This window comes from Brevundimonas sp. FV1ye4L, from assembly GCF_058681255.1.
In genome coordinates, this window is the sequence record NZ_CM178734.1 from 1028031 (window position 1) to 1049367 (window position 21337).

Genomic DNA, 21337 nt, shown 5'->3' on the forward strand with positions numbered 1-21337 from the left:
CTTTCAGTTGCTGTCTTTGGGCCTGGGCGCCGTGCGGGCCGGCGCCTTTCGTCGCCTCAGATTGGCCCGCAGGGCCGAGGCCAGCCGGATCGCCCGCTCGGCTCGCGCCCGCTCCACCTCCGACGGCGCGCTCGATTCGGCGGTCGGCGCTGCGATGGTCGCGGCAGGCGGGGTATCGGCGTCATGCGGGGGGCGAGTCATGGCGCTAGAATGCCGTGATCAGGGGCCTTGTCCAAACTTTCTTTCAGATCGTCAAAAAACCGCTTCCCTCCCCGGAAGCCTCTGGCTATACGGCCGCTTCCTCAGTCGGGGCCGCCGTAGCTCAGTGGTAGAGCGCATCCTTGGTAAGGCTGAGGTCGTGGGTTCGATTCCCCCCGGCGGCACCATCTGAGACTGAAAAAGGCCCGGCTTTCGCCGGGCCTTTTTTGCACTTCTGGGTCGGTAGAAGCGCTAGGGCGCGTTCAATCGTAAGCCGACAGCCCTCGCCGCCACGAATCCCGCTCGTCCGCGTCCTTATCCTTGCTCCAACTGAACCCCATCGACAGCGACTTGCTGGTCGAATCGGCGCCGTGACCGCGAACCGCGCCGTAGGGCGAATAGAAGCCCGGCCCGCGCAGGCCGTATCCACCGCCGTAGCCGTATCCCCAGGGTTCGTTGCGTCCCTCGCGATACGCCAGGTCCAGACGGCCGTTCTCGCCGATCGGCATAGAGACCGCCGCGCCGTAGCTGCGGTAGCCGCCGGTGCCGATTCCCGCCTCGACCATGCCGTGCATCTGGCGGTCGTCCTGGGGCCCGGGCACGGAGGCTTCGTCGAAGCTGGCGCCCGGCGTGCGGCTGTCCAGCCAGTGCTGGATCTGCTGTTCGGTGGTCAGGCCGTGCGGCTGGGCGTCCTGGGCGGTCGGAGCCGCAACAGCAGCCTCCGGAGCGGCGTTCATGGCCTGAGCCAGGGTCGGAGCGTTCGAAGGCGCGGTGGCGACCACGCCGTCAGGGTCGCCGTCCGAAGCCGTCATGGTCATGGCGACCAATAATCCTGCGATCAACATGCGCCGTCTCCCTTCGACATCATCCTAGCACGGCGAATAAGGCCAAGGTCAGGCGTTTCCATCACCCCGCCGCAACGGGTCCGGCAGGGGCTCGCCCGCAGCAACGAAGCTGAGCGCCACCGAGTTGATGCAGTAGCGATTCCCGGTCGGCGGAGGTCCGTCAGGGAAGACGTGGCCCTGGTGGCTGCCGCAGCGCGCGCACTGGGTCTCGATCCGGACCATGCCATAGCTGGTGTCGCGGACCTCGTGGACATGGGCCGGATCGACCGGCTCGGTGAAGCTGGGCCAGCCGGTCCCGCTCTCGAACTTGGTCCCACTCTTGAACAGAGGCAGACCACATTCCCGGCAGCAGAAGACACCGGCCCGCTTCTCGCCCAGCAATGTGCCGCAGAAGGGCGCTTCGGTGCCGTGCGACAGGAGGACGCGCTTTTCCTCGGGGTTCAGGTCGGCCTCCAGCCGGGCGCGCTCCGTCTCGTCCGGCGGGGTCAGATCATAGCCCGAAGGCGAACGGAGGCGGTCAGTGGGCGAGGCGAGATCGGTCATGGATCTCAAATAAGAAGGGGCGGGCCGAGGTTCCACCCCTGCCCGCCCCCATAGCCCGCGCTTTGCGGACGATTTTACTGGAACAGCGTGCCGACCCAGGCCCGAACGGCGGCTTCATCCGTCGGGTTGCCGGTGTAGGCCAGGCCCTGCGTCGGGACGAACGGGGCGTCGTTGCCGCGCTGACGGGTCATCCAGGCCTTATGACCATAGGTGAGGTCCGCATAGTTGGACGGCAGGCGCTGTACCGTCGGCTCGATGAAGATCGTGTCTTCGGCCGTGGTCGATCCGGCCAGACGCACGTTCGGCAGGCGGGTCAGCAGGTCCAGCGTGTCGAGACAGCCGCTGGTGCAGCCCCCGTCCACCAGAACGATCACCGGCCCGGCGACCGGATTGGCGGCGCCGGTATCTGGCACCGACGGACGGCCCGGCAGGGTGAAGGTGGCCTGACCGGCGGCCAGGGCCGAGTCGAAGGCGGCGACGATGGCCTGGGTCTGTTCGATCACCGCGCCCGACTCCTGAACGAAGCGCGGATCGGCCTGCATCCGACCCAGGGTGTCGGCGAACCACTGACGGTTGGCGGCCGTGGCACGATAGGTGATCGAGCCCGCTTCAGGCTGACGGCTGACCGTGAATTCCGGCGTCCAGATATGGTTGGCCAGAACATAGCCGCGTCCCGTCGCGTTCAGCGATGCGCCATTGGCGCCGCGCAGATCGATAACAAAGCCCTGCGGTCCACGGATCGCGCTCAGTTGGGCGTCGACGGCGGCGAAGAAGGCGTCAAAATCGGCCTTGTCGCCCAGAGTGTGAACATGCAGCCACGGGCGGCCGTTTACGCTCTCGATCGCCAAAGGCGTCGCGCCGGGCGTGTACACGGTGGCGCGATAAGCCGCTTCGAGGGCGGCGGCGTCGGCCGGCTGGCCCTGCAGCTGATATTCCTTGGTGCGACGGCCGGTCTGGAAGTTGCACAAGGGCGGCAAGCCGCCGGCGAACGGATTGTTGCGGTTCCACAGCAGATAAGGCGCAGTGCGGACCCGATCCGCCTCGGTGGTCAGATCGCCTTCCCAGCGATCCAGACGTTCGGCGGCCAGGTCGGCGGCGCTCTTGCCCAGGCAGTCGATCAGAACCGAACCGACGGGCGGCAGGTTGCGGACGCCAGGCTTCACATTGGCGACGACATATTTGCCGTCACGCCAGGCCATGGTCACGCCCGACCAGCCGACGGCGAAGAAAGGGCCGAGCCCTTCATAGGTCGGGGTTACCGAGATGTTCGAGTCCCGGAAGCCGTTGGCGTAATAGCGCAGCAGATAGGCATGGCTGTCGCCGCTGTTGACGCGGCCGACCTTGGACTGGGCGTCAGCCAGACCGGCGTCGATCCAGGCGCGGAAGGCTTCGCTGGGCGCGCCCGGCACGACGGCGGCGGGGTGGTTGGCGGCCAGCGTGTCATGGACGGTCTGTAGGTCCTGCTGCGCCAGGGCGCGGAAGTCCTGCGCCGAGGCGGCGCCGGAGGCCAGGGTCAGGGACAGGACGGCGGCCGAAGCGGCGGCGATCAGGCGGTTCATGGAGGCTCCTGGGCTTGGGCGATAAGCTTGGCGCCGACGTTAAACCTTAAGCCTCCTACGCTTGCCAACCCCTGCTGCCCCCCTTTCGCCCAAATGTCACACCGATTGCGCCGATCCGGCCGGTGTTCAGAGCGGCGCCGGGCGCTCTATCACCTCGCCGAACAGGCGCGTGAAACTGGACTTCAGGGCGGCGTCCGCCTCATCCATCGTCGCCAGCACGCCCAGATCGACCAGGCTGGTGACCCCGTGCTCCTGAATGCCGCAGGGCACGATGCCGCCGAAATGGTCCAGATCCGGTTCGACGTTCAGGCTGATACCGTGGAAGCTGACCCATTTACGCACCTTGACGCCGATGGCGGCGATCTTGTCCTCGCGCGCCCAGCCGGCGCCCTTGCGTTCGACCCAAACACCGACGCGACCTTCGCGCACGTCCGCCTTGACGCCGAACTGGCCCAGGCCGCCGATCAGCCACTGCTCCAGGCCTCGCACGAAGGTGCGCACATCTCGCCCGCGGCGGTTCAGGTCCAGCATCACATAGGCGACCCTCTGGCCCGGCCCGTGATAGGTGAACTGCCCGCCCCGCCCCGTCCGGTGGACGGGAAACCGACCCGCGTCGAGTAGGTCCTCGTCCCGCGCCGAGACCCCGGCGGTATAAAGCGGCGGATGCTCCAGCAGCCACACCATCTCGCCCGCCTCCCCCGCCGCAATGGCGGCGACGCGGGCCTCCATGAAGGCCTCGGCTGCGGCATAATCGACATAGCTCGAGGACACGACCCATTCGACGGGTTGATCATCGTCGCGGCGCAGCTTCGAAAGGTCAGGACTTAACGGGTCGGCAAGCATAAGGCTTCAATGTGCAGCCCGAGGCGTTTGCGCAAGTGACGACCTCGCAGTGAAAGAGAGCGCCTGTGTCCCAGATCAACGCCGTCGACGTCGAAATTTCAGTGGTGCTGGGCCGTATGGTGCTGCCGATGTCGCAACTGCTGCGGATGGGTCGCGGCGCCGTGATTCCCCTGGATGCGGCCGAGGGCGAAGAAGTCTGGATCCTGGCGAACAACCACCCGGTCGCCCGTGGCGAGATCGAGATTCGCGACGACCGGATCGCCATCACCGTCACCCGTCCGGCCGACCTGTACGACTTCATGGCGGGCTCGGCGTGACTTCAGGCCGCAAATAGGCGCGCGATTTTCCGCGCCGTATTTCATGCGCTGCGCCTTGCTCAATTCCCCTTTCCTTTTCCGGCGGCTTCGTCTATTCGCCGCCGCTCCGATGCGAGCGGTCGTGGCGGAATTGGTAGACGCGCAGCGTTGAGGTCGCTGTGGGGCAACCCGTGGAAGTTCGAGTCTTCTCGACCGCACCATCTGGCTAAACAGGGCGATTCATCGGCTAACTACGGCTGGACATTCTACCAAGGGAGGCGACCACGTGAGCACCACGGACTCCGCCTTCGCTCCAGCCGAAGCGCCCGATAACGAAGACCACGCCGCCCTGGACGAGGACTATGTCCTCACCCCTCAATTCGTCGAAAAAGTCGTGGACGCCGCCGACGACGGCGACGGCATGCGGCTGCGGTCGCTGTTGGAGGATCTGCACCCCGCCGACGTCGCCGACCTGATGGGCTTCCTGACGTCGGAACACCGCGCTGTCGTGGTGCTGTGGCTGCCGCCTGAGCTGCTGGCGGAAACCCTTCCCGAGCTGGACGACGGCATTCGCGAAGAGGTGCTGGAGCGGGTGCCGCACGGAACCTTGGCCGAGGCCCTGCAAGAGCTGGATTCCGACGACGCCGCCGCCGTGGTCGAGGACCTGGAGGACGACCAGCGCGAACGCGTCCTGGCGGCCATGCCCGACGTCGACCGCGCCGCGATCGAAAACAGCCTGGGCTACGACGAGGAGTCCGCCGGCCGCCTGATGCAACGCGAGGTGATGGCCGCGCCCCAGTTCTGGAGCGTCGGCGACACCATCGACCACATCCGCAAACAGGGCGACGACCTGCCGGAGCTGTTCTTCGACATCTATGTGGTCGATCCGCTGAACCGCCCCGTCGGCGGCGTGCCGATCAGCGGCCTGCTGCGCGCGCCGCGCACCGCCGCCCTGGCCGACCTGATGGAGCCGATCAACGAGATCGCCGTCGATCAGGACCAGGAAGAGGTCGCCTATATCTTCGAGAAATATCACCTGATCTCGGCCCCGGTCGTGGACGCGGCCGGACGGCTGGTGGGTCAGATCACCGTCGATGACATCGTCAACATCATTCAGGAAGAGAACCGCGAGGACATCCTGCGCCTGGCCGGCGTCGCCGATGAGGATCGGGGCTCGTCCGTCTCCGAGATCGTGCGCGGCCGCGTGCCCTGGCTGGCCATCAATCTGGCGACGGCGGCCCTGGGGGCCAGCGTCATCGGCCTGTTCGAAGGCACCATCCAGCAGATCGTGGCCCTGGCGGTCCTGATGCCCATCGTCTCGGCCATCGGCGGCAACGCCGGCACCCAGGCCCTGACCGTCACCGTGCGCGCCCTGGCCACGCGCGAACTGAACTCTGCCAACGCCATGCGCACCTTCCTGCGCGAGCTGGCGGTGGGCGTCGCCAACGGCATGGTCCTGGCGCCCCTGATCGGCGTCGCGGCGGGCTTCTGGTTCCGCGACGAGGATTGGCGGATCGGGCTGGTGATCGGCGCGGCCATGATCCTGAACCTGCTGGTTGCGGCCTGTATCGGCGTGCTGACGCCGCTGACCCTGTCGAAGCTGAAGTTCGACCCTGCCGTCTCGTCCGCCGTCTTCGTGACTGCGACGACAGATTTCTTCGGCTTTCTGATCTTCCTCGGTCTCGCCACCGTGGTTCTGTTGTAAATATCTGACCCCATGTTTGCTGGCCCCATGTTTGCTGGACGGGGGTACAAGCCGCGCCGCCGTCTCGCTTTGGGGCAACATCTGTGTCTGACACATCGAAACCGACCAAGATCTCCCGCGAGGGGGTCATTCTAATCAAGAGCTTCGAGGGGTTCCGCCCGCGAGCCATTCAGCGCGCCGACGGCCGCTGGACCATCGGCTACGGGCACACCCAGTCGGCGCGTGAAGGCCTGACGGTGTCCGAAGGCGACGCCGAACTCCTGCTCCAGTACGACCTCATTCCAGTGGCGCAGACGGTCAAGGCGATCCAGGCGCCTCTAAACCAGCACCAGTTCGACGCCCTGGCCAGTTTCGCCTTTTCGGTGGGCGTTGACCGCTTCAAGACGTCCGATGTCTTGGCGCGCCTGAACGCCGGCGCGCCATTGGAGGCCGCTGACGCCTTGATGTCCTGGGTGGAAGACGTTGATGTCGTCACCCCGCCGCGCCGCCGCGCCGCCGAACGCGCCCTGTTCGTCGCAAATCCTGAAACGCCAGCGTCCTTGGCCGACCTGCTCGCCGCCCCCCTGCCTCCCGCCACAGCCACCCTGGTGGAAAGCACGGTCGAGGCCGAGTCTCGCTCTGACGAGGCAGAGACGGACTCCGCCGCGCCTGCGCCCTTCCCGGCCTTCCCGCCGTCACTCGCCGTGGTCGAAACGTCCGAGGCTCCCCCGCCGATGACGCGGGAAGCCGCCGTCTCCGCCTTGCTGGGGGATGTCGAGGACGACGGGTCGGTTGAAGCGATTGAAGAGAGTCCCAAGACCGAAACCTCGTCTGTCCTCGAAACGCCCCCGTCGCCCTCCGAAGCCGACATCGATGGCTCGGCCGAGGCGGCGGCGCCCGACGTCACGCCCGAGGACACGCCGGTCGAGGATAAAGAGGGCGAATCGGTTCAGGCGGCCGATGGCGCCGTCGAACCGTCTGCGCCTGCCGAGCCGGTTTCCCCTTCGCCCAGACCGGCGTCGCCGGTGATGACCAGCGCGGCGACCTTCTATTCGCCCTACGCGGTGCGCGCCCTGGGCCCATTGTCCGGTTTCGGCATTCGCGCGCCCCGCCCGGCTCCGGCTCCTGCTCCGGCTGCAGCGGCCAACGACGCCCCGCCCGCCGATCTGGTGTCTGGATCTCCGAAAACCCCGTCGGAAGAGGCAGCGGCGGATCTGCCCGCCGCCGAAATCCACGCGGAGATCAAGCCGACACCAGAGCCTGAGGCGGAGCCCACTGCGGCGACCACGCTCTTCGCCCAACCCGACGACGCCGAACAGCAGATCGAGGTCGCCGACGAGGCGGAGCCAGACGAAGCCGCGCAGGCAATAGAAGCGCCGACGTCCACGTCCCCGTCCCCGTCGGCGCCCGCCGTCGAATCGAGCGAACCGCCCGTGGAAGTGCCGACCTTCGTGTCCGCCGCCCAGCCGACGGTCGCGCCATTTGAAGTCGCGCCCCTGGCCCTGACGGGTGCGCCGGAAGCTCAGCCCTCGTCTACAGAGACGCGCCTAGTCTGGCCCGAACACAACGACTTGACGCACCCCGACCAAACGCCCCTCTTCGAGCAGGAGGCGACTTTGGTGGAGCAGGAAAGCGCGGCAGAGCCGCCCGCGCGTCCGACCGCACCCTCTTTCAAGTTCGAATGGACCGAAACCCTGACCTTCCTGGTCATGGGCGGCATCGGCCTGCTGTCATTCGGCGCCGCCATGGCGGCCTTCCGCCAGTCGTCCCAGTCGAACGGCGACACGGGCTTGATCGGCTGGCTTCTGGTGGTCATCGCCCTGGCCTGCGTCGGCGTCTCGGGCTTCAACCTGTACCAGCGCTGGGGGCGCGTCGATCGCGCCTGACAGGGGTTTTGCGAAAGCTCATGCACGATGCTAACCCTTCGCGCATGAGCATTCCCTTCGCGCCCCAATCCATGGAATTCGGCCTCGGCGAGAACGCCGACGCGATTCGCGACACGACCGCCCGCTGGGCGGCGGACCGGCTCGCGCCCCTGGCCGCCGAGATCGACGCGACCAACACCTTCCGACGCGAACTCTGGCCCGAGATGGGCGAGCTGGGCCTGCACGGAATCACGGTCGAGGAAGACTACGGCGGCCTGGGCCTGGGCTATCTGGAACACGTCGTGGCGATGGAAGAGGTGTCGCGCGCCTCGGCCTCGATCGGCCTCAGCTACGGCGCCCACTCCAACCTGTGCGTCAACCAGATCCGTCGCTGGGGCACGCCCGAGCAGAAACAAAAATACCTGCCCAAGCTGATCAGCGGCGAGCACGTCGGCTCCCTGGCCATGTCTGAAGCCGGCTCCGGCTCGGACGTCATGTCGATGCGCGCCCGCGCCGACAAACAGGGCGACCGCTACGTCCTGAACGGGACCAAGTTCTGGATCACCAACGCGCCCCACGCCGACACCCTGGTTGTCTACGCCAAGACCGATCCCGACGCCGGATCAAAAGGCTGCACCGCCTTCCTGATCGAAAAGGGCATGAAGGGTTTCAGCGTCTCCAAGAAGCTGGACAAGATGGGCATGCGCGGCTCCGACACCGCCGAACTGGTGTTCGAGGACTGCGAGGTGCCCGAGGAGAACATCATGGGCCCGCTGGGCGGCGGCGCCGGCGTGCTGATGAGCGGCCTGGACTATGAGCGCGCGGTCCTGGCCGCCGGCCCGCTGGGCATTATGCAGGCCGCGCTGGACGTGGTCCTGCCATACGTCCGCGACCGCAAACAGTTCGGCAAGCCGATCGGCAGCTTCCAGCTGATGCAGGCCAAGGTGGCCGACATGTACGTCGCCCTGAACAGCGCCCGGGCCTATGTCTATTCCGTCGCCCGCGCCTGCGACGCCGGCCTGACCAGCCGCTATGACGCCGCCGGCGCCATCCTGTTGGCTTCCGAGAATGCGGTGAAGGTCACCCTTGAGGCCGTCCAGGCCCTCGGCGGCGCCGGCTACACCAAGGAATGGCCGGTTGAACGCCTGGTCCGCGACGCCAAACTCTATGACATCGGGGCCGGGACCAACGAGATTCGTCGCTTCCTGATCGGTCGGGAACTGCTGGGAGGCTGATGGCTTCTTCCGGGCGGAAGGAGACATCCGATGCCCGCAAAATCCGCCGCCCAGCAAAAGGCCGCCGGCGCCGCCCTGTCGGCCAAGCGCGGCGACACGCCCAAGTCCGAACTGAAAGGCGCGTCCAAGTCGATGGTCGAGTCGATGAGCGAGAAGCAGCTCGAAGACTTCGCCCACACCAGGCGGAAGGGCAAACCCGAGCACGCGGCGAAGAAATAGCCGCCTCAGGCGCGATTATTCGGCTTTGTTGCCGTTCGTTAAGTGGCGGTGAAACCTCTCTGCGCCTAAATGGCGAAACTCCTCCCCTGAGCCCCGCGCCTGATGCCCGCCCACGACAAGCCGAACGACGACCTGCGGCTCTTCTCGGACGTGATCGAGGAGCTTGGCGAAGGCGACGACCCCAAGTTGAAGCTCGAGGAGCTGGTTGCGGCCTTCGGCGAGCGCGGCTTCGGGGCCATGATCCTGATCCTCTCCATGCTGGCCCTGCTGCCTTGGCCGCCGGGCGGCAAGGCGGTGTTCGCCGTCCCCATCATCCTAATGTCGCTGGAGTTGGCCTTTCAGCGCAGCTCGATCTGGCTGCCCCGCTGGGCGCTGCGCACCTCGATCAGTCGCGCGGCCTATCGCGCGGGGGTGTCGCGGATCATGAAGACGGTCCGGTATGTCGAGAACCTGACCCAACCGCGCATTCCATTTCTGACGGGCGAGGTCGCCGACACGGTCACGGGTCTGATCTGCGTGATCCTGGCTCTGATCATGGCCTTGCCAATACCATTCGGCGACGCCCTGCCCGGCATCGCCCTGGTCTTCTTCGCCCTGGGGATGATGCAAAGGGACGGAGTCGCCATTTTGTTGGGCGCCCTGTCGACTGGCGCCTGCGCCCTCTACCTCTTCCTCATCTGGCGCACGGTGTTCGAAGTGGCGCATCACGTCGCCGGCTGGTTCGGCCAGTTGCTGCACTGAATGACAAAAGGGCCGCCGCGTCGCCGCGACGGCCCTTCATTGTCTGACCGCGAACGGCCGGACCGCAACTCAGCCCGAAAGGATCAGGCCAGGCCTCCAACGAGGACCAGGGTCGCGGCCACCGCACGCGATTGATGACAATGAGACACTGGATCACCTCCTTTCGACTGTTCAACAGGGATTCGAAAGGTAAGACGTCTCAAGGCCTTGCGCCAAGAGGCTTCGCGATTTCGTGAAGAGAGCCCGCTCAGGCCGCCTGCTGCACGCCCGCCGCCAGCCCCTGCATCATCATCCGGTTGATGTCGATCAGGTCCTGGAAGGTCTCTTCGCCCCGCATGACCGCCGACGAGTGTCGATTGACGAACAGGCTCAGCGAGATGATCTGCGCCCGCACAGCCGCCGGCAGCACGTTGGACGGATCACCGCAATCGGCGGCCAGCGTCGACCACAGACGCCGGTTCCAATCCAGCGCATCGATGCGCGTGGCCAAATCCCGTTGGTCGACCGTCGAGGCATGCACCAGCGCGCGGGTTACCTGGCCGAACAGCCGGTACTCCATATCGCGCGGGGTTTCAGCCCGCGTCGTCGCCGCTGCGTACGCCTGAAGCGACATTCAGCACCTTCTCTTCGTATTCGACAATTTTACGGGCGGCCATCAGGGCCTTGTAGTATTCGCGCGCCAGTACGTGGCGCGAGGCGGAGACGCATTCAGCCAGAATGGCGGGGTTCTTCGTCGCCCCCATGAACTCCGAAATGCGCAGCGCCAGTTCGTCATAGAACTTGGCTGCAGATGCCTCTTCCAGATACATCATCATGATCGGGAAATAGATTCGACGCGCAGGCGTGGTGACTTCCTCCGCCTGCATGATGTCCTTCTCGCGCAGCACGCTGGCGCGGTTCTGAAGGATCAGCACGCCGCGACGGTCGCCGTTCTGGACCACCGCGCCGTTCAACACGAACTTCTCGCCGGGCTTCAGCGACAGCTTCAGGGCCATGGACGACCGAACTCCCCACTGGCGGAACCCATCGATCATGGACCATCCCAGTGAATAGGACCTTAAGCCAAGAGAGTTAACCATCTCTTGTCTGTCTGCGACGCTGGAACACCTGACCCGGCGCGACGTTTCCTGTCTGCACAGGAGGCGACCATGCCGGACAATGATTATCAGGACGATCAGGAACAGTCGGAAACCTTCGACGAAACCCACATCGACGATGAAGGCGACGGCGACATCCTGCTGGACGAAGCCGATCAGGTTCTCGACCTGACCCAGGCCGACGGCGACGCCGACGAGGATGAGTTCGACGAGGACGATATCGACCTGGACGATCAGCTCGCCTTGGACGGCGTCGAACGAGAGGCAGACGCCCTTTTAGGCGCTGACGGCGAGACGCTCAGCCAGTCGGACGCGGACAGCAACGGTTCACGGTCCGAGGATGAGATCGAACTCGTCTATTCGGGTTTGATGGAAAATGAGCGCGGCGCCCAGGCCAGCGCAGCCCACTGGGAGGCCCGGCGTCTCGACGACGACGACATCGAGCAGCTTGGATACGCGCCAGACCAAGACGCAGACAAACCCACAATCTGAGAAAGACCACCATGAGTGACAATCACGCCAAGACCGACGCTTCGACAGATGCACCGTTCGCCCGGAAGATCGCCCCAGAAGAAGGCAAGCCGGACCAACTGGAAGACAGGATGAAGGAAGGCGTGTCCCGTGAAGAAGCCTTGGTCGATGAAGGCATCGAAGAAACCTTTCCCGCCAGCGACCCCGTCTCCGCCAAACAGATCACCTGATCGCTGTTCATATCGGCAGTGATCGGCTAACCCGCTTCGTGACATTCACGGAGCGGGTTTTTCATGAGCCGGTTCGAAGGCACCGACCACTATATCGCCACCCCGGACCTGAAGGTCGCGGTTAACGCAGCGGTCGCACTGGAACGCCCGCTGTTGATCAAGGGCGAACCGGGCACGGGCAAGACGGTTCTGGCCTATGAGGTCGCCAAGGCCTTCGACGCCCCGCTGATCACCTGGCACGTCAAATCGACCACCAAGGCCCACAGCGGCCTGTACGAATATGACGCCGTCAGCCGCCTACGCGACAGCCAGCTAGGCGACGAACGTGTCCACGACGTTCGCAACTATCTGAAAAAGGGCAAGCTGTGGGAGGCCTTCACCGCCCCGACACGCCCCGTCCTGCTGATCGACGAGATCGACAAGGCCGACATCGAATTCCCCAACGACCTCCTGCAGGAGCTCGACCGGATGGAGTTCTATGTTCAGGAAATCGACGAGACGATCCGGGCCGAGGTCCGCCCCATCGTCATCATCACCTCGAACAATGAAAAGGAGCTGCCCGACGCCTTCCTGCGCCGCTGCTTCTTCCACTACATTCGCTTCCCCGACGCCGAGACCCTGTCGGCCATCGTCGATGTCCACTTCCCCGGCATCAAGCCGCGGCTGGTGTCGGAAGCGCTGAAGACCTTCTACGAGATCCGCGACACCCCGGGCCTGAAGAAGAAGCCCTCGACCTCGGAACTGCTGGACTGGCTGAAGCTGCTGCTGGTCGATGACATCGACGCCGAGACCCTGCGCGAGAAGACGCCGAACAAGCTGATCCCGCCCCTGCACGGCGCCTTGCTGAAGAACGAGCAGGACATCCATCTGTTCGAGCGGCTGGCCTTCCTGGGCCGGCGCGACGGATCCCGTCCCGGCGGCTGAGCGGCATTACCGCGATTTCACTGGATCACCGGCGCTTAGCGATCACAATGAGCACCATGAGCGTTACCGTCCCGTATCGTCTTCTGGCCGCCGGCTTTTCGGCTGCGATCCTCAGCGCCGGCCTGGCGGCGTGCGACGGCGAAAACGCTGTCCGCATCACCACCTCCACCACCCGCTCTTCGGACAATGCCTCGCAGGGCGTGCTGAAGGTGGTGGACGGGCTGCAATGCCCCGACACCGTCAGCGTCCTGACCCGCAAGGGATCGGCCAGTCCCGGCGGCGGCTCCTGCACCTACGGCGGGCCGCGCGGCGCCGAGGTGGTGCTTTATCTGGTCAAGCTGGACGGCCGGGCGCCCGAAGACGTCCTGCGGGACTATGAGCGCCGTCTCTCGGCGGAGATCCCCCAGGCGGCGGTGCGGATCGACGCCCGCGAGACAGAAACGGGTGAGGAGAAGGCCTCGGTCGAGGCGCCCGGCGTCAACATCAAGACCAAGGGCGAAGACGCCACCGTCAGCCTGCCCGGTCTCCATATCGAGACCCAGGGGGACAACGCCACCGTGCGGATCGCGGGCATCAATATTGAGTCCAAGGATGGCCAGGGCGTGCGAACGGAGACCAGCGCGGTCAGCGTTCAGACCGACGGCGAAACCACCCAGGTCCGCACCCAGGCGCCGGGCGAAGCGACGCGCATGACCTTCCTGCTCGCCGACGACAGCGTCGAGGCCGGCGCCTGGCGTCAGGTCGGCTTCGTCGCGCGCGGCCCCGCCGGCGGCCCCCTGGTCATCGCCACCGTGCGTTCCAAGGCCAAGAACGGCCGCGTCTTCGAATCCGCCAAGGAACTGGTCGCCCTGAACGTCGGGGACTGACGACTTTTTCACGCCCGGACGCTCTTCGATCCGCCCGGATCGCCCCGCAAGTCTTGATCCCCGCGCCGCTTTGCGTCACCTGACCAGCCCACACGCGATCAGGATCGAAGATTTGGCCGAGCGCCCCAAGAAGAAGACCGAAGTCCGCGCCTGGCAACGCATGCTGTCGGGCCGTCGCCTGGACCTGCTCGACCCTTCGCCCTTCGACATCGAGATCGAGGACATCGCCCACGGCCTGGCCCGCGTGGCCCGCTGGAACGGTCAGACGATCGGCGAACACGCCTTCTCGGTCGCCCAGCACAGTGTCGTGGTCGAAGAGATCGCCGCCCACATCAAGCCGGGCCTGGATCCCAAATGGCGCCTGGCCGCCCTGCTGCACGACGCCTCGGAATACGTCATCGGCGACATGATCTCGCCGTTCAAGGCGGCCCTGGGCTCGGGCTACAAGGATTTCGAAGCGCGGCTCGAGGCGGCCATCCACGTTCGCTACGGCCTGCCGCCCAAGACGCCCCAGACGATCAAGACCCTGATCAAGAAGGCTGACAAGGCCTGCGCCTATTTCGAGGCGACACAGCTGGCCGGGTTCAACGAAAAGGAGTCGCTGGGCTTCTTCGGCTCTCCCCCGCCGGGCTACAGCCTGATCATCGAGCCCCAGCCCGCCTCCATCGCCCAGGCCCGCTATCTGGAGCGCTATCAGGTCCTGGCCAAGGCGGTCGGCCTCCTGCCCGCCGACGACGCCTGGCACACGGAATAGGCCGATGACGGGACCGGCGGATCAGGGCGTGCGCATCGGCCTGTCGGTCGTCGTCATGGCGCTGAAGGACCGTCGGGCCGTCGTCCTGACGACCCAGGGTGAAGACGGCGCCCGCGCCCTGCCCTTTGGTCCCTTCGATCCCGTGCGCGACCGCACCTTCGAACGGGCCCTACGCGACTTCGTGACCGAACAGACCGGCTTCCGTCTCGGCTTCGTCGAACAGCTCTACACCTTTGGCGACGCGGGCCGCGCCACGCCCCGCGCCACGCCCGCCGCCGACCAGAGGCGCGAGGTCTCGGTCGGCTATCTGGCCCTGACCCCGGACGCGGCAGAGGGCCAGACCCACGACGCCCGCTGGGACGCCGTGTTCGATATCTTCCCGTGGGAAGATCGCCGCACCGACAACCCGGCTCTGCGCGCGGCTCTCTCGCAAGGCCTAGCGCTCTGGGCCGGCGAAAACGACCAACGCCAAGCCCGCGCCCGCGCCCTGTTCGCCCTGACGCCCGACCACCGGTGGAACGAGGAACGGGTGCTGGAACGCTATGAGCTTCTGTACGAGGCCCGGCTGGTCGCCGAGGCCTGGCGCGACGCCGGCCAGCCGCCACAGGCCCCTGCCCTGCCCGGCCCGGCTCTTCCCGGCCAAGCCCTTCCCGGCCCAGCCCTTCCCGGCATGACCATGGCCTCGGACCACCGCCGCATCCTGGCGACCGGCCTGGGCCGTCTGCGCAGCAAGCTGAAGTACCGCCCGGTCCTGTTCGACCTGACCCCCGGCGTCTTCACTCTGTCGACGCTCCAGGCCGCCGCAGAGGCCGTCTCGGGCCTCACCCTGCACAAGCAGAATTTCCGCCGCGGCGTCGAACGGACAGGCCTCGTCGAACCCACCGGACAGCTATCCTCCGCCACCGGCGGGCGCCCGGCGGAACTGTTTCGATTCAAGGGCGTCGATCCCCAAACCGGCGCCGCGCCGGGCCTTTCCCTGCCCGCGCAAAGATAGGTCGAAATTCTTTCACAGAGCGCTTGCGGTACGCCGCGCCTGCCATTAGAGAAGCCGCTCGCTCGACCAAGCGACTATGCACCGCGGAGAGGTGGCAGAGTGGTCGAATGTACCGCACTCGAAATGCGGCGTGCCTGGAAGGGTACCGTGGGTTCGAATCCCACCCTCTCCGCCATTTTCCGTTAGAGCATAAGAGACAGCCTAGGGCTGACCCTATACGGCGTTTCCTCGCCGCATCGGTCACGCAGCGAAGCGGCGCTGACCCTCAACTTGAAGCCAAAAATGCGGCCTCCACACAGTGCTCCGGCAGCTGCGTCATGGATGTTGAGAAGCGGTGCGGCCGCCACGCGCCCCCAGGGCGCCCACTTAGATCCACGGCCAACCACGCTCGCAGCAGCCCTGCAGCCGACACAAGCCATGCTCTTCGCCAATTGAATCGGCGGAGCTGCAGGGTGCAGCTCCGCCGAAACGACTCAGGCCTTGGAGGCTGAAATCAGCCGCTTAGAAGTTGACCGTCAGGCCGATCGAGATCTGACGTCCCAGCGAGTCATAGCGCTGAGGCAGGGTGTTATTCCGCGCCAGGCTGACGTTGTAGGAGTTCGGGACGATCGGCGGCTCTTCATCCAGAATGTTGTTGGCCGACACCCGCAGCGACGCATCGTCCGTCACCTTATAGGCCACCGACACGTCGAAGTAGTTGTAGGCCGGAATGCGGTAGAAGGTCTTCAGCTCTTTGCCTGCGACCCAGCCCAGCAGAGGATCGCCGGAGTTCGCCGTGTGGGTCAGCGACGAGACGTAGCGCCAGTTCACCGACACGCTCAGACGATCGTTCGGGATGGTGTAGGTCGTACGCAGGCCGTGCGTCCATTCCGGCACGAACTGACCACCGCACGAGCCGAAGTAGCCGATGCAGTTGATCTCGGGCCGCAGGGGCGAGTCCTGGCCGCTCTGACGCGTGGACAGCGAACCGTTGAAGGTCCAGTCGAACTTGCCGATTTGCTCCAGCTCGAGGCCGTACTGGCCTTGGAAGTCCCACCCATGGGATTTCGACTTGTAGGCGTTGGTCGTGCCCTGGCTGATGAAGCCCGAGGTCGGGTTGGAGGCGGCGTTACTATACAAGACGCCCGTGACCGGATCGCGAACGATCTTGTCGCAGAAGTAGGCGTCGCCGCCGCTGGTCAAACACCCGTTCTGGTAGTAGCTGTAGTCGTTGTAGTTGATCGAGTCGTCCAGATCGATGATGAACCGGTCGATCGAAAGGGTCAGACCCGGCAGGAAGTGCGGGCGCAGAACCACGCCGAAGGTGGTCGTGTTGGCGGTCTCGGGATCGACCGTGAAGCCGCCGGTCCGAACCGTACATTGCGAGTTCGGGCACGACAGGCTGGTGCTGCCGTACAGGGCGTCGCTCAGGCCGGTCGCACGGCAGACTTCGCGCGAAGCGGTCGGGGCGTCGATGACGGTGATTTGCTTCGTCGGGTCATTGGGATCCTGAATCTGGCGAGCGATGCCCGCGCAGAAGTCGTTTTGCGATCCGCCCTGTGTCGTGAAGCTGATGTTCGACGCCTGCGACATCTCGATCACGGTCGGGGCGCGCTGGGCCTTGTTGAAGGCGGCGCGGAAGGTCACGTCCTGAACCGGCGCGTACAGACCTTCGATCTTCCAGGTGCTGAAGGTCTCCGGGTTGGTGTCGTAGCGCGACAGACGATAGCCGCCGTTGACCTGAAGCAGGTGCGCATATTTGCGCTCTTCCATCAGCGGAGCCTGGAACTCGATGTTTCCTTCGACGACGCTCTGCGACAGGCTGACATCGGACCCGCCGTTTTCAAGACGATAGATCGCGTCAGCCGTCGATTCCCAATGCTCTTCCCGGTACTCGAGGCCGGCCGAAACCGCGACGCCTTGATCCGCCCAGGGGCTGACGATCCCGTACTCGGCTAGGTCGCCCGAAACCGTGGCGACCAAGTCGTAAAGGGTGCCGACGCCGGTGCTCGTGCCGTTTTGGCCGGTGAACAGATAGTCGGCCAGCGCCTGATCGTTATTGCCCGCTTTGAAGGCGTCGAAGGGCACGCAGTTGGGATCGGTGCCGTCGACCTTTGACACGCAGGTCGGCGTGCCGTTGACGTTGACGACGTTCAAGGACCGATTGACCTTGGCGAAGTCGGCGAAGGCGCCGCCGTTGGAGTCCATCTGGTTGCGCGCATAGACGCCGCCGATGTCATAGTTCCAGACGTTGCCGAACACGCCGCGAACGCCGCCGGTGGCCCGCACGCCTTCATTCACATAGGTGGCCAACGTATAGGGCAGCTCGTCAAAGCGATAGCGGACTTCCAGCGGCATCATAGCCGAGGTGCCGGCCTGGGTTCCGCAGATCCCTGTGGCTTGCGCAGCGGACATCAGGGGGTTGTCGCAGTTCACGCTGTAAGGCGTGCTGCCGTACGCCGTGTAGCTGTAGACCCGCGTCGGGAAGCGGTTGTACGATTCATCCTTAAACCAGATGACGTTCCCGTAAATCTCGGCGCTGTCGTTCAGCTTCAGGGTGCCGAAGAGGCCGGCGTTCAGGCGCTCCGATTCCCGCTGGTACGAGTAGCCGTCGTAGGGGTTGGCGGCTTTGCCTTCGCCAAGGCCATAAGGCACGAAGGTGCGCGAACCATCCGGATTGTTCAGATACACTGACCCGCTATTGCTGCCGCCCTGGGGCGAAAGATAGCCGGCCGGCGTATAGGTCGACGCCAGGCAGCTCAACGGGCCGTCCGCAACGCTTTGCGTCAGGTAGCAGGCCGATGTGGCCCGATCCGAATAGGGGACCAGGTCCGCATCGCGGTAGTTCACGAAGCCCGACAGGGTCAGGGCGTCGTCAAACAGATGCTTGCCGTAGGTCAGGGTGATGTCTTTGCGACCGCCGTCGTTGACCGTGCCGATCGGCGTGGGGAAGGCCGAGGCCTGCGCGACCGGCGTGACGATCGTGGTCTTGTTCTCGTGGTTGTAGAAGCTGTAGTTCGCGTCCAGCTGCAGGCCTTCAAAATCATCCTTCAGGATGAAGTTGACCACGCCCGAGATGGCGTCAGAACCGTAAACCGAAGAGGCGCCGCCCGACAGGACGTCGATCCGCTGGACCATCGACGTCGGAATGATGCCGGCGTCCTGGCCGTTCATCGTCCCGAGACGCTTGCCGTCCACCAGCACGAGGGTGCGTTCAAAGCCGAGGTTACGCAGCTTGATGCGCTGGCGGCCGTCGGAATCCTGATAGTTCTGCTGGCTGTCCGGCGCGACCTGCGGCAGCCGGTTGAGGATTTCTTCGATGTTGACCGCGGCCGAAGCCTCGATTTCCGCTGCGGTGACGCTCGTGACCGGCGCTGCGGACTGGTTGTTCGGCCGCACGATCCGCGTGCCCGTCACAACCACCTCTCCGACCTCGGCCTTGTCGTCGGCGGTCGCGGTGTTCTGGGCGGCGCTTACCGTCTGCGCTTGCACCTGCCCCGCCAAGGCCAACAAGCTCGTCGTCAGCATCAGTTTCAAAATGGTATTGTTCATCGTGCCCCTCAGTCGCGAAGACCGCCAAAAACTGACGGTGTCCAAACACGCCCAGACGCGCGACTGGTGTCAATACCAATGACCACCTAAAGAGCCCAATTTAATGCCAATACGCCGAGTTCGCGACACGTTTCGGACGTAGCTGTGTCAATATGGCGACATAGTGGTTATGACCGGCCGAAAGCTGAAAAATCCGAATAATTGTCCCGAACTTGCGGAAAACACGCACTAGGTAGTATTTTTTACCAACCTCACGTCCTAGGCCTTCGTGATCGACCCCGCTTCAACACCGAGATGCGCCAAACGCTCCGGCAAGACAGGGTAGACGTCCAATACCAAGGTCAGGCCGCCTGAATAAGGCGGATTGCAGATACGCGATGCTTTGAATCGGGCTATTTTTTCTGGCAACCGACCTGATTCGACGGTCGCGGTCATGCTCGGCGGCGGACAGGTTGAGGACCTGACATCCTATCCCGTTACGGTCTCGCCAAAGGTCTGCGTATCGGATCTGCTCGCCCGACCCCGGCCATCCGACTGTGGTCGCGAGGAAACGCGGGGCTCAGCGGCCTTTGACCAACGGAGCCCCGCATGATCGCCCTATTGCGCCAGACCGGCCCGCGCCAAGGCCGCCTGCACCTCGGCCCGGGCGGCCTCCATGTCGCGGCGGAAGACGTCGGAGCGTTGCTCGGCGCCATAGATGACCATTCCTGACAAGATGCCGGCCTCAACCGCGCTGTAGCTGTGGGCGCCGCAGATGTAGCGGCTCTCGGCGAACTCGCGGCCTCGGGCGTACAGGGCGTCGGCGCGCTGGGGCGCCAGTTCCGCCAGGATCATGGCCACATGGGCGCCGTGGGCCGAGTGACCGGACGGATAGTCGGGGTTGCCGGCCAGGTGGTCGGTCTTGGCTTCGCAGATCGGCTGGTCCATACCGATATAGGGTCGTTTTGTGTCCCAATGCGTCTTGGCGTCCCCGACCGCCGACCGATCATTGCCTGCCCGGTCTAGCAGCGCAGTAAGAATGGGAGCCTCCTCTGGCGTCAGGCGCACGCCAAGCGCCTCGGCGAAGTGGTCATAGGTCTCGCCCGAGACATCAGAGGTCGCCAGCGCCCATCGGGGCGTGCCCTGCAAGGCCCGGGTCTCGACGAAGACCCCCCGGTCCCCGACAGCGCGAGGCGAACCCGGCTCGGGCGGCGGAGCCAGCACGGTCGTCAGATCCGGCCGCTCCGCCTGGGCCAGATAACCCCGGGGCGCCGCCTCGCCGGTCCGTTCGGCCGCCAGACCGTCGCAACGCTTCTCGGTCCGCAGCGAGTTGCAGACGGCCGCCGCGCCGCCCGTCAGCCGCACCTGATAGGGGGGAAAACGCGGATCAGGCCACATATAGTCCGTCGAAACATACTGCGCCCCACTGGCGAAGGCGGCGCTGCGTTGAGCCACGTCGCCCATCCGCGGCGCTGCTGTGTCTGCGTCGGCGCGAGTGCGGACGATGAAGCCCGCGCGCACGGCGGCCCTTATACGCGCCTGCTCGCCGACGGGGTCGTTCAGCGTCAGATAAGCGGCGGCCGGCGAAGCCTCGTCAGTATTGACGAAGAAAACCCGGCCCTCCAGCGAACGGCGTGCGCCCCGATAGGCGGCGACCTTCTCGGGCCCCTCGTCCAGAGCGAAGAAGACCTTGCCTCGCGCCGCGCCCAGTCTCGGCCAGCCGCCGGCCAGAACGCCTTCACGCAAAGTCGCGTGACGTCCCTGCACCTGATCGGGCGTGATCAGCCGTTCGGCGTCGAACACCGAACGCACCTCGGCGTCCAGTGCGTCCCAGGCGGCCGTGTCGAAGTCCAGCGGGGTCGTCCCGCCCGGCATGGAGGCGCCGCCTGTCTTGGCGTTCAGCATGATCAGGATTGGAGCATGGTCCGGATGGGCGCGGGACCAGTCACGGATTTCGGTGAGACAGGCGACGAAGGTCAGGCAGGTGCTGCGGAAATCGACGTCCGGCATGTGCAGGGTCTTGAAGCCCGGTCGAGCCATGGTCTCGGCGAAGGCCGCGCTGACCGGCGCCCCCTGCCCCGGTCGGCCCAGAGCGGACAGGGGATGGGCGTAGCGTCCGCCTTGCGGATCATTCAGCACGTCGATCTCGATCTGGCGCGCGCCGGCGTCCAGCTGTTCAGCCAGGGGCCGGTGCGAATAGTCCAGGGCGACCGCGGCGGGATTGACGGCGATCATGGCCTGGAGCTCGGCGTCCGGGATCGGCAGCTTGTAGCTGTTGTGGGTGCCCACGGCCGTCAGGTCGTTCATGCCCAGGCGCCGGTCCATCCAGGCCTCGGCGCAGGCGTCCCCCCCCGCCGCCCGCACGTCGGCGGCGTCCAGATCGCAGGCCGGCGTCGCGCCGGCCAGAGCCGAGCTCGCCATCAGGGCGGCCATCAGATTGAGCATAAGCACTCCTCGAGTTCA

Annotated in this window: 21 protein-coding genes and 3 tRNA genes; 15 read left to right on the top strand and 9 right to left on the bottom strand. The window is 65.5% G+C overall.

Features of this window, described 5'->3' with window-relative positions; genetic code table 11:
- Positions 1 to 3: 3 nt before the first annotated feature.
- On the bottom strand, positions 4 to 201 hold the full coding sequence (locus tag ACW17X_RS04885; RefSeq protein ID WP_492099924.1) for a hypothetical protein: 198 nt from the start codon (positions 199 to 201) through the stop codon (positions 4 to 6).
- Positions 202 to 311: 110 nt separating this feature from the next.
- On the opposite strand from ACW17X_RS04885, the gene ACW17X_RS04890 reads away from it, so the two are divergent.
- Positions 312 to 386 (top strand) — tRNA-Thr (locus ACW17X_RS04890).
- 75 nt (positions 387 to 461) lie between these two features.
- Here the strand turns inward: ACW17X_RS04890 and ACW17X_RS04895 are convergent.
- The 4 genes from ACW17X_RS04895 to lipB all read right to left on the bottom strand — a co-directional run bounded on the left by ACW17X_RS04895 (position 462) and on the right by lipB (position 3988).
- Positions 462 to 1043 carry a hypothetical protein gene (locus tag ACW17X_RS04895; protein ID WP_492086672.1) on the bottom strand — a complete coding sequence of 194 codons (582 nt, stop codon included), beginning with the start codon at positions 1041 to 1043 and terminating at the stop codon, positions 462 to 464.
- 48 nt (positions 1044 to 1091) lie between these two features.
- Complete coding sequence (msrB, locus tag ACW17X_RS04900; protein ID WP_492099926.1) at positions 1092 to 1586, bottom strand: peptide-methionine (R)-S-oxide reductase MsrB; 495 nt, start codon at positions 1584 to 1586, stop codon at positions 1092 to 1094.
- A gap of 74 nt (positions 1587 to 1660) precedes the next feature.
- On the bottom strand, positions 1661 to 3145 hold the full coding sequence (locus tag ACW17X_RS04905) for a hypothetical protein (protein ID WP_492086670.1): 1485 nt from the start codon (positions 3143 to 3145) through the stop codon (positions 1661 to 1663).
- 126 nt (positions 3146 to 3271) lie between these two features.
- Positions 3272 to 3988, bottom strand: a complete 717-nt coding sequence (lipB, locus tag ACW17X_RS04910; protein WP_492099927.1) for a lipoyl(octanoyl) transferase LipB — start codon at positions 3986 to 3988, stop codon at positions 3272 to 3274.
- 65 nt (positions 3989 to 4053) lie between these two features.
- Between lipB and ACW17X_RS04915 the strand changes: the two genes are divergently transcribed.
- The 7 genes from ACW17X_RS04915 to ACW17X_RS04945 all read left to right on the top strand — a co-directional run bounded on the left by ACW17X_RS04915 (position 4054) and on the right by ACW17X_RS04945 (position 10028).
- Positions 4054 to 4305 (top strand): FliM/FliN family flagellar motor switch protein, encoded by a 252-nt coding sequence (locus ACW17X_RS04915; RefSeq protein ID WP_271166476.1) that lies wholly within the window; start codon positions 4054 to 4056, stop codon positions 4303 to 4305.
- Between the two features lie 115 nt (positions 4306 to 4420).
- Positions 4421 to 4505, top strand: a tRNA-Leu gene (locus ACW17X_RS04920).
- A gap of 65 nt (positions 4506 to 4570) precedes the next feature.
- Positions 4571 to 5989, top strand: coding sequence for a magnesium transporter (gene mgtE, locus ACW17X_RS04925; protein WP_492099928.1), 1419 nt, complete (start codon positions 4571 to 4573; stop codon positions 5987 to 5989).
- An 83-nt stretch (positions 5990 to 6072) separates the two neighbouring features.
- Positions 6073 to 7854 (top strand): lysozyme, encoded by a 1782-nt coding sequence (locus ACW17X_RS04930; RefSeq protein WP_492099929.1) that lies wholly within the window; start codon positions 6073 to 6075, stop codon positions 7852 to 7854.
- A gap of 44 nt (positions 7855 to 7898) precedes the next feature.
- Positions 7899 to 9068: an isovaleryl-CoA dehydrogenase gene (locus ACW17X_RS04935; RefSeq protein WP_492099930.1), complete on the top strand. Its 1170-nt coding sequence runs from the start codon at positions 7899 to 7901 to the stop codon at positions 9066 to 9068.
- A gap of 30 nt (positions 9069 to 9098) precedes the next feature.
- Complete coding sequence (locus ACW17X_RS04940; protein WP_492099931.1) at positions 9099 to 9287, top strand: DUF3008 family protein; 189 nt, start codon at positions 9099 to 9101, stop codon at positions 9285 to 9287.
- Positions 9288 to 9389: 102 nt separating this feature from the next.
- Positions 9390 to 10028, top strand: coding sequence for an exopolysaccharide biosynthesis protein (locus ACW17X_RS04945; RefSeq protein WP_492099932.1), 639 nt, complete (start codon positions 9390 to 9392; stop codon positions 10026 to 10028).
- Between the two features lie 247 nt (positions 10029 to 10275).
- Here ACW17X_RS04945 and flaF read toward each other — a convergent pair whose 3' ends face one another.
- Both flaF and flbT read right to left on the bottom strand, forming a co-directional pair.
- Positions 10276 to 10641, bottom strand: coding sequence for a flagellar biosynthesis regulator FlaF (gene flaF / locus ACW17X_RS04950; RefSeq protein ID WP_492086663.1), 366 nt, complete (start codon positions 10639 to 10641; stop codon positions 10276 to 10278).
- The gene (gene flbT, locus ACW17X_RS04955) at positions 10601 to 11023 is read right to left on the bottom strand and encodes a flagellar biosynthesis repressor FlbT (protein WP_267516745.1); all 423 of its coding nucleotides are present in this window, start codon (positions 11021 to 11023) and stop codon (positions 10601 to 10603) included. Before flbT ends, flaF begins: the two co-directional genes overlap by 41 nt.
- Positions 11024 to 11176: 153 nt before the next feature.
- Here flbT and ACW17X_RS04960 point away from each other — a divergent pair, with 153 nt between their 5' ends.
- From ACW17X_RS04960 to ACW17X_RS04990, 7 genes are all read left to right on the top strand, one after another.
- Positions 11177 to 11617: a hypothetical protein gene (locus tag ACW17X_RS04960; protein WP_492099933.1), complete on the top strand. Its 441-nt coding sequence runs from the start codon at positions 11177 to 11179 to the stop codon at positions 11615 to 11617.
- A gap of 11 nt (positions 11618 to 11628) precedes the next feature.
- The gene (locus tag ACW17X_RS04965) at positions 11629 to 11826 is read left to right on the top strand and encodes a hypothetical protein (protein WP_492099934.1); all 198 of its coding nucleotides are present in this window, start codon (positions 11629 to 11631) and stop codon (positions 11824 to 11826) included.
- Positions 11827 to 11889: 63 nt separating this feature from the next.
- Entirely contained in the window at positions 11890 to 12750 is an 861-nt protein-coding gene (locus ACW17X_RS04970; protein ID WP_492099935.1) for an AAA family ATPase, read from the top strand.
- Between the two features lie 56 nt (positions 12751 to 12806).
- Positions 12807 to 13616 carry a methyltransferase type 11 gene (locus tag ACW17X_RS04975; protein ID WP_492099937.1) on the top strand — a complete coding sequence of 270 codons (810 nt, stop codon included), beginning with the start codon at positions 12807 to 12809 and terminating at the stop codon, positions 13614 to 13616.
- 160 nt (positions 13617 to 13776) lie between these two features.
- Positions 13777 to 14370: an HD family hydrolase gene (locus ACW17X_RS04980; protein WP_267516743.1), complete on the top strand. Its 594-nt coding sequence runs from the start codon at positions 13777 to 13779 to the stop codon at positions 14368 to 14370.
- Between the two features lie 4 nt (positions 14371 to 14374).
- Positions 14375 to 15364: an NUDIX hydrolase gene (locus ACW17X_RS04985; RefSeq protein WP_492099938.1), complete on the top strand. Its 990-nt coding sequence runs from the start codon at positions 14375 to 14377 to the stop codon at positions 15362 to 15364.
- Between the two features lie 85 nt (positions 15365 to 15449).
- A tRNA-Ser gene (locus ACW17X_RS04990) sits at positions 15450 to 15539 on the top strand.
- Positions 15540 to 15865: 326 nt separating this feature from the next.
- On the opposite strand, the gene ACW17X_RS04995 is transcribed toward ACW17X_RS04990, so the two are convergent.
- Together ACW17X_RS04995 and ACW17X_RS05000 are read right to left on the bottom strand one after the other, a co-directional pair.
- A complete protein-coding gene (locus ACW17X_RS04995) occupies positions 15866 to 18895 on the bottom strand; it encodes a TonB-dependent receptor domain-containing protein (protein WP_492099939.1) in 3030 nt (1009 codons plus the stop codon).
- Between the two features lie 597 nt (positions 18896 to 19492).
- Positions 19493 to 21319 carry a Ca2+-dependent phosphoinositide-specific phospholipase C gene (locus ACW17X_RS05000; protein ID WP_492099940.1) on the bottom strand — a complete coding sequence of 609 codons (1827 nt, stop codon included), beginning with the start codon at positions 21317 to 21319 and terminating at the stop codon, positions 19493 to 19495.
- Between the last annotated feature and the right edge of the window lie 18 nt (positions 21320 to 21337).